Here is a 12,752-nt window from a genome sequence, read left to right as displayed (position 1 = left end):
CGTGCTCCTTATCCGTGCGTGCGGTCATGGTCCCAGTCGTCTGGGATGTTGCTGTCGGTGTGCAGGGAGGCGGACTGGCCGCCCTCCTCGCTCATGGTCAGGAACGTGAGGTGACGCTCATAGGAGTCCAGGACATCGGCGATGACCTGTTCCTGGGTGTAGCCCATGAGGTCGTGTCCCTCGGAGCCGGTGGCGGAGAACGTCTCCACACGGTAGTAGGTCTCCTCGGTCGGACGCATGCTGCGGGCGAAGCTCGGCACGGAGTACGCCACCGGGTAGACCTGATATTTGAACTCGGTCTGCTCGCCGAAGTACACGTGCAGATCGACGTGCGGGATGGTGGTCCCGGGTACCGTGCCGCGTTCGCAGCTGACGTGGCCGCCCTGTTCGCGCAGCTCGGAGGCGACTTCCTCGACGGCTGGGGCCGCCACGGTGTCGATGAACTCGGTGGCCTGCTTGGCGGAGGGGAAGTGCATGCCCCGGGCCAGACGACGACGCCAGGTCATGCCGCTGCGCTCGGAGCGGCTGCCTTCGGCAGGCATCCAGGGCTGCGTCGCCTCACGCGAGTCGCGGTTGTACCGCTCCATGCGCAGGGCTCGCCAGACTCCGATCATGAGCAGATACATGACCACCGAGAACGGCAATCCGATGATCACCGTGGCCATCTGCAGCGTGTAGACCCCGTCCAGCATCAGCACCGCGAGGGTGAGCGCGCCGGTGGCCAGCGCCCAGAAGACGCGGAGCCAGGGGGCGCCGTCGTCGGAGGCGCTGAGTGACTTGGAGGTGAAGTTCGCCATCACCAGCGCACCGGAGTCTGCGGAGGTGATGTAGAACAGCAGGCCGGTGATCACCGAGAGGCCGATGGTGAAGGTGGCGCCGGGGTACTGCTCGAGGAGCAGGTAGTAGCTGGCCTCGGGACTCGCCACCGCATTGGTGATGAACTCGGTGTTCCCCTGCAGGAACTGCCAGATCGCGCCGTTGCCGAAGATCGAGATCCACAGCAGGATGAAGCCGAATGGGATGATCAGGGTCCCGACCACGAACTGGCGCAGCGTGCGGCCGCGGGAGATGCGGGCAAGGAACAGGCCCACGAAGGGGGCCCAGGCGATCCACCAGGCCCAGAAGAACAGCGTCCACCACTCGAGCCACTGGCCCTCGGGCGGGTTGTAGGCGAAGGTGTCGAAGAGCATGGACGGGAAGAAGGCCGCGAAGTCGCCGATGTTCTTGACCAGCGCGTTGAGCAGATAGGTGGTCTCACCTGCGATGAGCACGTAGAGCAGCAGGATGACGGCGAAGATGACGTTGAGCTCGGCGAGGCGTCGGATGCCCTTGTCCACGCCGGAGACGGCGGAGAAGATCACGACGATCACCGCGAGGACGATCAGTCCCGCCTGCGCTCCGGTGCCCTGCTCGATGCCGAAGAGCCATTCCAGCCCGTAGTTCAGGAAGACCACGCCGATGCCCAGGCTGGTGGCGATGCCGAAGATGGTGCCGATCACGGCGGCGATCTCGATGCCGTCGCCGGTGGCGCCCTGAGCGCGCTTGCCGATGATCGGGTAGAGCGCGCTGCGGATGCTCAGCGGCAGGTGGTAGCGGTAGGCGAAGAGGCCGAAGGCCATGCCCATCAGCGCGTACATGGCCCAGCCGGGGATGCCGTAGTGGAACAGCGTCCACAGGACCGCCATCTCGGTGGCCCCGGAGGAGCCGGCTTCGTTTCCGGGGGCCGTCGTGAGGTTGGTGGCGGGCCCGGAGATGGAGAAGAACATCAGGTCCACGCCGATGCCTGCGGCGAAGAGCATCGCCGTCCAGGTGAAGAGGTTGTACTTCGGCTTGGAGTGGTCAGGTCCCATCTTGGTGCGACCCACCCGGGAGAAGGCGACGATCAGGACGAAGACCACGACGATCCCGGCGGTGAGGATGTAGTACCAGCCGAGGTTCTCCCCGATCCACAGGAAGACGGCTTCGAGGGTGGTGTAGGCGGTGTCTGGTGCAAGCCAGGCCCACAGGGTGAAGGCGATGATGATCACCGCAGAGCCGATGAAGACCGGCAGATTGACCTTCGAGCGCGCAGGGGTGTGGCTGGAACCGTTCCCCTGGGCCTCGCTGGGGACGTCGTTCGAGACGTCATGCGTGGCCGATGCCATGAAGTTATGTTCCTTCCAGTGCTGTGTCAGTTCGCTTGTGTATCGGTATTAATTCGGTGATGAACCTCAGGCATCTTAGACATGCCTGCGCGGCATGCGTGACACGAGTGCCTGGAGAATGTGAGCTGAATCTCGTGGAACGGCTGAGAATCGGCTCAGATCCGGAGCTGATCCTCAGTGTATGTGGGCGACTCCAGCACGGATAGGGCAGGACAGCCTCACACAGGCCCGGAAAGTCGCGGTTGAGCGGGTCTGCGCGGTAGGTTAGGTGACCGTGGCTTTGACTATCGGAATCGTGGGACTCCCCAATGTGGGCAAGTCGACCCTCTTTAATGCGCTGACTCGTCAGTCGATCCTGGCGGCGAACTATCCGTTCGCCACGATCGAGCCGAACGTGGGCATCGTGAACCTCCCCGACGAGCGCCTGGACGCGCTGGCGAAGATCTTCGGTTCGCAGAAGATTCTGCCGGCCACGGTTTCCTTTGTGGACATCGCGGGCATCGTCAAGGGTGCTTCTGAGGGGGAGGGCCTGGGCAACCAGTTCCTGGCGACTATCCGTGAGGCCCATGCGATCGCCCAGGTGGTCCGCGTGTTCGAGGACGAGAACGTCATCCACGTGGACGGCAAGGTGGATCCCACCTCGGACATGGAGACCATCAACACCGAGCTGATCCTGGCCGATCTCCAGACCATGGAGAACGCGATCCCGAAGCTGGAGAAGCAGGTCAAGGGGCGCAAAGCCGAGCAGGCCACGCTTGATGCCTACCTCAAGGCGCAGAAGACGCTGGAGCGCGGCGACACGATCTTCAGCTCCATCACCAAGGACAAGCTGGAGATGGAACACCTCGCCCAGCTGAACCTGCTGACGGCCAAGCCCTTCATCTACGTGTTCAACGCCGATGAGGGCGTGCTGAATTCTCCCGAGAAGCAGGCCGAGCTCGCCGCATCGGTCGCCCCGGCAGACGCAGTGTTCCTCGATGCGAAGCTCGAGGCGGATCTGGTGGAGCTCTCCGAAGAGGAGGCCCGCGAGATGCTCGAGCTCAACGGGCAGGAAGAGTCCGGCATGGACCAGCTGGCCCGCGTCGGCTTCTCCACGCTCGGGCTGCAGACCTACCTCACCGCCGGTCCCAAAGAGACCCGCGCCTGGACCGTCAACCAGGGTGCGACGGCGCCCGAGGCAGCCGGCGTGATCCACACCGACTTCCAGCGCGGCTTCATCAAGGCCGAGATCGTCAACTTCGATGACCTGGTGGCGGCGGGATCGATGGCCGAGGCCAAGTCCGCGGGCAAGGTCCGGATCGAAGGCAAGGACTACGTCATGAAGGACGGCGACGTCGTGGAGTTCCGGTTTAACGTTTAGTTCCGGCCAGAAATAGAGACAGCGGAGCATGACTTTCATATTCGAGGACCTCGACTCGACGACACGTGATCTGATGCTCGAGGAGTTTGAGGACGACGTAGCTCATGGGCGCGTATATATCAGCGCGCGAGCGCTCCCGGGATCGAACACCCTGTACTTTGACGCACAGCGAGATGCATTTGGCAGCGGTGATGCCGACTCGCTCAGCAAGGCATTAGCTTCGGCGGGTGTGTTTTTGAAGGTTCAGAGCGACGGAAAAAGGGTCAATTTCCGCGACGCCGCGTCGGCGCTCGGCGACGGACAGTTCGTCGCGTACTACTGCCGCGCCGTCTGTCGCCGCGCAATTGAAGAAGGCACTCGCGTTGAGGTGTACCGGGGGCAGCAGACCGCGACGCACCGAGCAGGTTCGGATGCTCTTGTGGGAACTCGAGTTGACCCGGCAACTGTTCTAGACGAACTTCGGGTTCATTCGCTAGAGCCGAATCGGTTCTCTTTGGTGGGTAAAGTCAATAGTGGTCTCGTAGTGCGCCTCCCGAAAATGAGAAGTAGATCAAATTGTGGGGTTAAGAATTGAAATATGAACCTACTTTCGAACGGGCCCGGCGCTTGAGCGCAATAGAGCGATGGGCCGAATCGGGGGTACTCGAACGACGTTCTCCGTTACCAATTGAGCAGGCATTCGCGGATAGAGTGGCGTCAAAGACAGGGACTTTCTTCAGGCCTGTAGTGCTGAATAATCTCGAAGATGTGGAGTTTCATCGCGAGTTGAGCTACCTAATCGACGCCTTCGACTCCCTTCCAACACGGGTTGACCAGGCATTCGACTCGACCTGGAAAGCTTTCGAGCTCGAAACCACGCAGTTCGAAGGTAGACGTATCACTGATCGACTCGAGAGCGCATCAGTTCGGTTGGACCCGGCTGTTGTCGGAGCCATATGTTCTGGCGTTCCGGTTCAGACGTGCGAGTTTGCGTACAAGCGACTCGTCGAGGATTTTCTCGCAGATCAGGCGGAGCCGGGACTAATGAGTCGGTTTCACGGTAGGACAACTCCGGCTCTACGTCATCTTTTTGAATACCTGAGGGAGACATTCGGCAATAGTTCGTCTCCCGGCGATCGGCGGAAGGGCGCAATGCTGTTGCGACGTGCGCTGAGAGGCGAGAGCCTCACGCTGGGGGAGAGTGGCGAGTTTAAGCTAGACGAAACGTCTCTCGCTCGTTTTCTTGTTCTCCTGCTACTTTACACAGCCCGAAATGAACGTTTCCACGGCTCTTCATTCTCCCCTTTTGTAAGCAGCGACGCTACCCTGCGAACCTACACTCACCCATTTTTCATGTTTTTGGCGTCGTACTATTTGTTGCTCGCCACTTGGTTGGAAACGCGCCCGGCAGCGACCAACGCGTCTCGAATCGAGTTGCTCGAGTCACTCAGCAACAACCTGCAGGACGCCGAAGGCCTATTCGGGTCGCACTGGAAGAGTTGATTAGCAGCGGAAACGTTCGAACTTCGCTGGAGACGGCGACGTGGCAAGGTTTTGTCTGGCGTAAGAACATCGCTGTTGATTGTCTGGATCACCCTCCTAGGCGGCACGGGTGAGCTGTACGGCACCACGTCCCCCAGGTCCACATAGTGGGTCGAGACCGGACTTCGCGGGAACGGGAGCTACCGTGCCGACGGAGGTCACGCGGTCCGAGTCGCACGAAGTTCTGGGCCGGACTGAGATCCAAAGCTTGTCAGCTTGGTTGCCTCCAGGGTGGAGTCGTCGACCGACACAGGCAAAACCCGCAGATTACGGAATGGGCGGTGTCGCGACTGGCTTCTTGATGGCGCGCAGCCTGAGGAGGGTGTCCTGCCCAGTTTTTGTCAATCGCCAATACTTGTTTCCATCCGCATCACCGCGTGACTTAGTCCCGTGCGCTGTAACGTTAAGCGCAAACAGTTGCATGATGATGTCGTCAAAGGTCTGCGTGGAAATTCCAACGTGCACGATCTCGCCCCGCGCCGGGGGCAACAGTTCTTGGTGATCACCGACCAGCAATCGATGCGAGTAGGCGTCGAGGGCTTTGGCCAGCTCTCGCTCGCTTGCCTCGTCTAGGAGTCGGGGTGCTAGTTCCTTCATAATCTGATTCCAGGTCACAGGCACCGTGGTTGAATGTTGCAACTCCTCTGCTGGTTCAAGGAAATTTACTTGGGCATGAAGCGCCTCGGCCGAGTAGTAGGCCACCAGGCATTCCATCTGGTACAGGTCTTCGCCTGAAGCAACGTCGTCGGGAATGTTGACGTCTGCCACGTTTGCTGACTGAGCCTCTTGTTTCAGCTCGGCGACCTGAGCGCGAAGCTGCGCCACCTCGGTCTGCACTTCCGGTGTCATGGCATAACGCCCCCGCACCCACCCCTCGGCATCGGTCCGGCGCATCGCCATGTTCAGGGCGCGGGACACCTTTGAACCCAAGTCCTCCGCCCCGGTGTACGTCCTCACGTGTTTCATTCGTACCTTGGCACGAAACTCCTCTAGACGCTGCTGTGCTGCTGCGTCCCGTTCGGACTTTTTGACCGGGATGTCTCCCGGAGTCGCATGAATGAACCCCAGGACGGGGATGCCTAGTTCCACCGCGTAGTCGTACTCCCTTTCGGTGTAGCTCATGCCTTGCTCGCTCACGGTGCCGTAGCGACCGCCCACCACGACCACGTAGAAGTCGCTCTGGGCGATGACCTCCTTGATGAGTGTCCACTGGTCCTCGTCCGCAGCGGGGAACATTTCCATGCCAGCCGGGAGGCATTCCAGTTCCAGCAGCGCTTGGATGATCTGTTTCCGCTCCTCGATCAGGTCGGTGAAGGTTGAACTGACGAAGACTTGATAGCGACGATCCATGAAAGATGTCTAGCACATCATGAGGGACTGCGATTCCATGAGTCGTGGGGGAGCGGCGGTGCTAGTGGGTCGCGGCGATGAAAAGATCTCGGTGCCACTCTGGATCCATCTTCAGGGCATTCAAGGGTCCGGCGCAGGACGTGGGCAACTCACCTTTTTGTGTGAAGATGTTGGAATGGAAGTGACCGCGCTGATTGTCTCTTTGTTGTCGTTGAGTGTCGCGTTCGGTGGCACCTACCTGTCGAATAAGCGCGCGAAAGAAGCGTTGCATGAGTCCCGGCGGGCGTCTGCAGATGCGCGATGGTCCGCCCTGCAAGAAGCGGTGCAACGCTTTATAGGGTTCGACCCAACCGCCGAGCCGATCGGGGAGCGTCTGGCAAACCTCAGAATCTCGATGATCGCGCTCGTCGATGAGCTCCATGAGGTGGAAGGTCTTGATGAGTGGCTCGAAGCCGAGCGTGTCCTTGGCGCGACGATTGGGCGTCAGGTGATGGAGGTTGCGAAGCCCGGTGACACGGTTGAGCGGCATCTAAAAAATCTTGACCCTGTCATGAGCTGGGCGCAGGCACTCAGTGGAAACCTCAGGCATTTCCGCTCGGTGGGGTTCGAAGGTCGGGTTTTGTTGAGGTTGCGAACCCACGCGGCCGACGCCGTACAGAAGCTCCACGCTCGACATGGCTGGGATTTACCGCCGGACAGCAACCCTCGGTTGCACCCGCTCGTGTGACATTCGGCAGTAGCGCGGCGAACGGGTTCGGACGCACGTTCGATAGCCGTGGGAGGCGATTCTCCAGCCGACGCATGCCGTAGCGGTGAATTCATCTCTGAACGTGGTGGGGCTCAACGTCTAGACCCGTGTGCATACGGTGAAGTATCTGACCTACAAGCTGTGTGAGATTCCCGGTTACCCTGACCAGTGTGCTCCGCGGGGCGCAGGGTGCATCAGTTCTTTGGAATGCGTGACAGGCCCACCAAGCCGCTGGTGCGGATGGACGCCATGAGGCCATTGAGGTCGTGTCAGGCAGGATCAGGGCCCACGGCGGTAAAAATGTAAACCTCAACCGGAGTGCTCCACAGCCTCGCCATAACGAGGTGTTCACCACCTACCAACGTCACGATATGTGAACTGAGGGTCCTGACTAGCTTGGAGTGCACAGCTCTCAGGAAAGTGGCGTCACTAGACAAATCCCGGTGAGCTTCCCAGGGGTTCCGCATGTGGAGACGTTCACTGAGTTTGCCCCACATTTTCATCCATTCAGATCCAGACAGAGCGTCGGGGTTATCTGTCCATACTGTAGGAATTCCGCCTTGAGGGCTTTCTTCGAAAATCCCATTGGGCCAGTAGTCAGGATTGAGTGCCTTCAAGGCCTTCTGTACGTGTTCGAACTTTCTTAGCGTGAATGCTCTCTGTCCGTCATCGAAAGAAGTACGATTGGCAACGAGCGATGCGCACGCGGTCTCTTCTATCGCCAAGCGCAACTGCAACGTGGCGTACAACAGGTCCCGTTCGTCTCTCTTCGCCTTGTACAGCAGGTGCCTGGCTTCCTCGAGCCGAAGCTTTACTCTGACCATCTGGCGCATGTAGAGCTTTTGGTCCTCGACCATGACATCCGGAGCGCTCACCTCGCTCACCGTACCTCTCGCTAACTGTTGGGCGGTGCTTTGAAGTCCTGCCAAGAACATCTTTAGCGACCACTTTGCAGTCATTCACAGTCGAGCAGATTTGAGCAAGTTGATCGCCAGGCTCGCGTCTGTCTGCTCTGGACGATTAGCGTTTTTGTCATATCTGAGCATTTCCGCCTCCGCCAAGCCTGCGAAGCGCCGCCAGTATTCCGAGCGGGCAAGAAGCAACTCGTGAACCATATGTTATTCGGTTACGTAATGTGGTGGTGGAGTTCCGTTTTTGCCGTATGACGTCTTCTTGCTGCCCGAACTTTGGAGCTCGTGCCCCAGCCAGCGGCTCCTCGGCTCGCCAACGGGCAGAGCCCAGGCGAGTTTTCGGTGTGCGGCTGCACGGCCTAGTCTGCGGTGATGACGGCAGGGCCGCTGTCAGCCAGCGTCACTGAGATGGCGGTCATGTCCGTGACAACCGCGTCTGCCTCCAGAAGCTCGCCTCGATCGCGGGAGGTCGCAACGACGAGTAACGCACGCCGACACCGGCGCTAGACTCACCGCGATGTCGCTAGCTCATCGTATTCTTGGAGGCATGACCGACTCTGAGGCCGATACCCGTAGCGTTTTCGTGATCCACGGACGCAATGAGCCGGCGCGTGAAGCTTTGTTCGACTTCCTGCGCTCCATCAACCTTGCGCCCATCGAGTGGTCGGAGGCCATCTCCATGACAGGTAGCGGTTCGCCATACATCGGTGACGTTCTGGACGCTGCCTTCCGGCGCGCTCAGGCAGTGGTGGTTCTCCAAACGCCCGACGACATCGCCCATCTGCATGAGTCACTGACTTATCCCGGTGATCCAGAGACACAGCCTCAGATGCAGCCAAGGCCGAATGTGCTCTACGAAGCGGGAATGGCGATGGGTCGGAACCCAGAACGGACCGTCATGGTCGAACTCGGCCAGGTGAAGGTCTTCAGCGACATCCACGGTCGTCATGCCGTGCGGCTCGACAATTCAGTCGCGAAGCGCCAGGACTTGGCTATGCGACTCCGCAACGCCGGTTGCGCCGTGAACCTCGACGGGACTAGTTGGCATTCGGCGGGAGACCTCACTCCTCCTAGTGCGCCTGGGGGAGGGTTGCCGCTTGGGCGGAAGCTTCCTTCGTCTCAGAGCGCGGGGCTTCCGCGTCTGACTGCTCGACTGCACGAACGAGGCGGCAACAAGCTCTCCGATGTCATCGTCACAAACCACGGACCGGGCACTGTGTACGAGTTGTCGGCTGAGCCGGTTGGAGAGGACCACAATCTAGAGCGTCGGCACGACGAAGGCCCAGTACCTCAGCTTCCGGCAGGCAAGTCAGTCAAGGTCTTGCAGCGGATGCCAGCGAGCCTTGCCCGCTCCAATCGGTCGTATTTCACCATCCGACTACTCGGGAAGACAGCGGATGGCTTGGAAATCAACCAAGAAGAATTTGTGAGCGCAGATTGAGATGAACATTCCCGTGTCCTTGCCTCTCGACAACGACGATTTTCTTCGCCGTGAGTGCCCGAACTGTGCTCGACAGTTCAAGTGGCACGACGGACCCGCCAGTGAGGAAGCTGAGAACCAGCCGCCCGCCGACGCCTACTACTGTCCATTTTGCGGCGTCGCCGCCGCGACCGATCAGTGGTGGACGACCGAGCAAGTGGAGTACACGCAGGGCGTGGCGATGCCGGCCGCCATTCAGGCACTCGATGATGAGTTGGGATCTGCATTCAAGGGCATGAGTAGCAAGAATTTCAACATCAAGCAGACGGGTCATCTCGATGTCCCGGATGAGCCGGACCCGCTCACCGAACCGGACGACATGATGATCGTGGCTTCACCCTGCCACGGCTGGGAACCGATCAAGGTTCCAGAGGACACGACTAGCCCTATTCACTGCCTCGTCTGCGGTCAGGCGTTCGCGCTCTAGTTCCCGCGCTTCGCTATGCTCAGGGGAGTAAGCCCATCAGCTTCCGCTTCTGCGGACCCCATCCGAGAAGCCAGACGTAGAGGGCCCTTTTCTGAGACCTGGCTTCCGTCCAGTCGCATCTACGGGCTTCCAGTCACCTCTCTGGCCATGTTCCGGGCAGTGCATGCGTGACCTGAAGGTTCCCGCTCCCGTCTACGAGATGGAGATTCCCCTTGCCGACGACACCGATACCCGTCGTGAGGGTTTGCTGTAGGAATAGGTGGCATCGAACCGGGCTACCAGGAAAGGCTGGCTTGGAAGGATGTCACCATGCCGAAGCCGTATCCGACAGAGTTTCGTGACGACGTAGTCCGGGTCGCGCTGAACCGTGAAGGGGTTTCGATTGCGCAGATCGCGAAAGATTTCGGCGTTCACGTCGAATCCGCCGCCGAGCCTTCAGAGGTTACTCCGTGTCGGAATGCGGTGGAGTTCCGCTTCAACGTTTGGCATCAGCTCCTGACCACAGACTTGATCTCTTTCGGATCGCCCTCTTCTGGTCAGGTTCAGCCACTGAATCCGCTGCCGCCGATGATCGTTGAGCGCAGCAAGGGGTCGTCTTCCATGGGCGAGATGAGCCTTTGGATAGTGACTGCTCAGCCCAGCGACTCCATCTCTCTGGGGCTCCTGCTGAAGGGGCCTCCGATTTCTCCCTGAATATTAAGCACGACCAGTGCCTCACTTCCGGCGTCAGGTGAGTGACGTGATGTCGTAGGTATGTCCTGCCTCGCGCAGCCGCTCAACCAGAATGTTGCCGAGGGCGGTCGCCGGGGTCAGCGATCCTGTGGCGGGCGGCAGACGGTCGCCGTCGAGGGCAAGTCCGAGCGCTGTCTCCCCGGCCATGACGGCGGTGGCGGCGTACCCCGGATCGCCGGGCCCGGCTGCGATGACACGGTAGCGCTGGCCGCTCTCCGTGGAAGCAGCCACCTGGGAGTGGAACCAGCCTGAGCGCCGCGCGGCCTTGCTCGGGCCCGCACCGGGCGAGGGAAGGACCCGGTCCAGTAATTTCCTCGTGAAGGGTAGGGCCAGTGCGGCTCCGGACAGCCGCAGGCCAAGCGCCGTCGCCCCGGCGGCGACGGCGCCGACAGGCCCTCGCCCCATACCCATCACTTCGCCGTACCGCAGGGACCTACCGTAGGCCCAACCCTGAAGGGCATTGCTGCGACGTACGATCCGCGAATTCACCGACGCCATGATGAAGGGAGCCACCCACGGTCCGTCATCCGAACGGCCGACCCACCCGAGATCTGGAGGCTGCCGGGTCGTGGGCTCCGCCGTCCGGTCTGGACTGAGGGAGTAGGGATCGCCCGCGAGCGATCGCAGCACAGGGTCCGTCCGGATACCGTCGAGCTGCCCACGCATGGACTCGATGGTGCCGCCGCTGACACCGCCCTTCGCCCTGGCAACGAGCCGCACCTCGGTCAGTCCGCCCGCGCCATCAGCCTTCGCGGCCTGGTGCAGGAGGAGCACCGCGAGGTCCGATGGGACGGAGTCGTAGCCGCACGCATGGACGATCCGTGCACCTGTAGTCCTCGCGAGGGCATCCCAACGGTCGATAGCTTCGCGGACGAAGGACACCTCTCCGGTCAGGTCCCCGTAGTGGGTGCCGGCGCGGGCACACGCCTCGACAACCGGCAGACCATATTTCGCGTAGGGACCCACCGTGGTGAAGAGAACTCTGGTGCCCGCGGCCATGGTCGCGAGCGAGTCAGGGCGCCCCGTATCGGCCTCAATGATGGCCCAGTCATGAGCGGCGACGGGCAGTCTGGACCGTACGGCTTCGAGTTTTGCACTCGACCTCCCGGCGAGTCCGACTCGCAGGTCCGGTGGAGCGTGGTGCGCAAGGTATCCGGCGATGAGTTCCCCGACAAAGCCGGTCGCACCAAAGAGGACGAGGTCGTGGTCGCGCATTGGGGCCTCCATGCCGGCAGTCTTCCACAGCAGAGGCCGGACCGGCGCCGTAAAGTGCATCCCTCTCCTGATCGCTGAAGCTCGAGACCGTTCCGGCGGACCGACTTTTTCGGCGCGGCCTGCTGCACGTGATCTATGGTCTACCCATGACAGATCTTGAGGGTGCGGTTGTTCTGGTAGTAGGTGCCACCGGCGGGCTCGGCTCGCGGATCGCCGAGCAGCTCGAAGACAACGGCGCCATCGTCGCTCGGTCCTCGAAGTCCTCTGGTCAGGACCTCCGCGATCCATCCGCGATTCGGGAGGTGCTGGATTCCACGCATGCGCAGCACGGACGGCTCGATGGTCTGGTAGTGGCCTCTGGGGTCGTCGCCTTCGGAGCCGCCTCCGAGCTTGAACCCGCCACCGTCGAAGAACTGTTCGCGGTCAACACGACCAGCGCGATCCAGCTCATCGCTCAGAGCCAGTCCTACCTTGCGGCCTCGGCAGATGAGGGCCGGGAGCCCTTCGTAGTCACCCTGAGCGGGGTGGTCGCGGAGACACCCACCGCAGGAGTGGCAGCATATTCGGCGTCGAAAGCGGGGCTCGCGGCCTTCGTCGTCGCAGCGGCGCGTGAGTATCGGCGCGCAGGCATCCGACTCGTGGATGCCCGCCCCGGCCACACCGGCACCTCACTGTCCGAGCACCCGATCGCTGGCTCAGCCCCGCGATTCGGAGCGGCGCTGGATCCTGACCACGTTGCAGCGCGGATCATCACTGCGATCGTCGATGGTGAGAAGGACCTGCCCAGCACCGCCTTCTAGGCGCGGCGGCTGGGCGGCCGGTGGCTGCGTCACCGGGGTAAAGGCGGCGACGCGCGTATTATGG

Annotated in this window: 11 protein-coding genes; 7 read left to right on the top strand and 4 right to left on the bottom strand. The window is 61.2% G+C overall.

Annotated elements, in window-relative coordinates; all coding sequences use genetic code 11:
* Positions 1-8 precede the first annotated feature (8 nt).
* Entirely contained in the window at positions 9-2,144 is a 2,136-nt protein-coding gene (betT, locus tag IY716_RS10090) for a choline BCCT transporter BetT (RefSeq protein WP_218221594.1), read from the bottom strand.
* A 274-nt stretch (positions 2,145-2,418) separates the two neighbouring features.
* Here betT and ychF point away from each other — a divergent pair, with 274 nt between their 5' ends.
* Together ychF and IY716_RS10080 are read left to right on the top strand one after the other, a co-directional pair.
* Positions 2,419-3,504, top strand: a complete 1,086-nt coding sequence (gene ychF / locus IY716_RS10085) for a redox-regulated ATPase YchF (RefSeq protein ID WP_218221593.1) — start codon at positions 2,419-2,421, stop codon at positions 3,502-3,504.
* A 28-nt stretch (positions 3,505-3,532) separates the two neighbouring features.
* The gene (locus IY716_RS10080) at positions 3,533-4,078 is read left to right on the top strand and encodes a hypothetical protein (protein ID WP_218221592.1); all 546 of its coding nucleotides are present in this window, start codon (positions 3,533-3,535) and stop codon (positions 4,076-4,078) included.
* Between the two features lie 1,214 nt (positions 4,079-5,292).
* Here the strand turns inward: IY716_RS10080 and IY716_RS10075 are convergent.
* Positions 5,293-6,375 carry a DUF4062 domain-containing protein gene (locus IY716_RS10075; protein WP_218221591.1) on the bottom strand — a complete coding sequence of 361 codons (1,083 nt, stop codon included), beginning with the start codon at positions 6,373-6,375 and terminating at the stop codon, positions 5,293-5,295.
* 37 nt (positions 6,376-6,412) lie between these two features.
* Between IY716_RS10075 and IY716_RS10070 the strand changes: the two genes are divergently transcribed.
* Complete coding sequence (locus tag IY716_RS10070) at positions 6,413-7,102, top strand: hypothetical protein (RefSeq protein ID WP_255316735.1); 690 nt, start codon at positions 6,413-6,415, stop codon at positions 7,100-7,102.
* 290 nt (positions 7,103-7,392) lie between these two features.
* Here the strand turns inward: IY716_RS10070 and IY716_RS10065 are convergent, their stop codons facing one another.
* Positions 7,393-8,007 (bottom strand): hypothetical protein, encoded by a 615-nt coding sequence (locus tag IY716_RS10065; protein WP_218221590.1) that lies wholly within the window; start codon positions 8,005-8,007, stop codon positions 7,393-7,395.
* A gap of 574 nt (positions 8,008-8,581) precedes the next feature.
* On the opposite strand from IY716_RS10065, the gene IY716_RS10060 reads away from it, so the two are divergent.
* From IY716_RS10060 to IY716_RS10050, 3 genes are all read left to right on the top strand, one after another.
* Positions 8,582-9,475, top strand: a complete 894-nt coding sequence (locus IY716_RS10060; RefSeq protein WP_218221589.1) for a TIR domain-containing protein — start codon at positions 8,582-8,584, stop codon at positions 9,473-9,475.
* Position 9,476: 1 nt separating this feature from the next.
* Positions 9,477-9,941: a hypothetical protein gene (locus IY716_RS10055; RefSeq protein WP_218221588.1), complete on the top strand. Its 465-nt coding sequence runs from the start codon at positions 9,477-9,479 to the stop codon at positions 9,939-9,941.
* Between the two features lie 309 nt (positions 9,942-10,250).
* The gene (locus IY716_RS10050) at positions 10,251-10,634 is read left to right on the top strand and encodes a transposase (RefSeq protein ID WP_218221587.1); all 384 of its coding nucleotides are present in this window, start codon (positions 10,251-10,253) and stop codon (positions 10,632-10,634) included.
* Between the two features lie 33 nt (positions 10,635-10,667).
* Here IY716_RS10050 and IY716_RS10045 read toward each other — a convergent pair whose 3' ends face one another.
* Positions 10,668-11,900 carry a trans-acting enoyl reductase family protein gene (locus IY716_RS10045; RefSeq protein ID WP_218221586.1) on the bottom strand — a complete coding sequence of 411 codons (1,233 nt, stop codon included), beginning with the start codon at positions 11,898-11,900 and terminating at the stop codon, positions 10,668-10,670.
* Between the two features lie 134 nt (positions 11,901-12,034).
* Between IY716_RS10045 and IY716_RS10040 the strand changes: the two genes are divergently transcribed.
* Positions 12,035-12,688, top strand: a complete 654-nt coding sequence (locus IY716_RS10040; protein ID WP_218221585.1) for an SDR family oxidoreductase — start codon at positions 12,035-12,037, stop codon at positions 12,686-12,688.
* Positions 12,689-12,752 lie beyond the last annotated feature (64 nt).

This window comes from Nesterenkonia sp. Act20, assembly GCF_019173455.1.
In the GTDB taxonomy this organism is placed as follows: domain Bacteria; phylum Actinomycetota; class Actinomycetes; order Actinomycetales; family Micrococcaceae; genus Nesterenkonia.
This window is presented reverse-complemented; position numbering and strand designations above follow the sequence as displayed.

Bases quoted from the DNA above. Each gene is read 5' to 3' on its own strand.
- betT (WP_218221594.1), bottom strand. From the start codon at position 2,144: ATGGCATCGGCCACGCATGACGTCTCGAACGACGTCCCCAGCGAGGCC.
- IY716_RS10080 (WP_218221592.1), top strand. From the start codon at position 3,533: ATGACTTTCATATTCGAGGACCTCGACTCGACGACACGTGATCTGATG.
- IY716_RS10075 (WP_218221591.1), bottom strand. From the start codon at position 6,375: ATGGATCGTCGCTATCAAGTCTTCGTCAGTTCAACCTTCACCGACCTG.
- IY716_RS10070 (WP_255316735.1), top strand. From the start codon at position 6,413: ATGAGTCGTGGGGGAGCGGCGGTGCTAGTGGGTCGCGGCGATGAAAAG.
- IY716_RS10060 (WP_218221589.1), top strand. From the start codon at position 8,582: ATGACCGACTCTGAGGCCGATACCCGTAGCGTTTTCGTGATCCACGGA.
- IY716_RS10055 (WP_218221588.1), top strand. From the start codon at position 9,477: ATGAACATTCCCGTGTCCTTGCCTCTCGACAACGACGATTTTCTTCGC.
- IY716_RS10050 (WP_218221587.1), top strand. From the start codon at position 10,251: ATGCCGAAGCCGTATCCGACAGAGTTTCGTGACGACGTAGTCCGGGTC.
- IY716_RS10045 (WP_218221586.1), bottom strand. From the start codon at position 11,900: ATGGAGGCCCCAATGCGCGACCACGACCTCGTCCTCTTTGGTGCGACC.
- IY716_RS10040 (WP_218221585.1), top strand. From the start codon at position 12,035: ATGACAGATCTTGAGGGTGCGGTTGTTCTGGTAGTAGGTGCCACCGGC.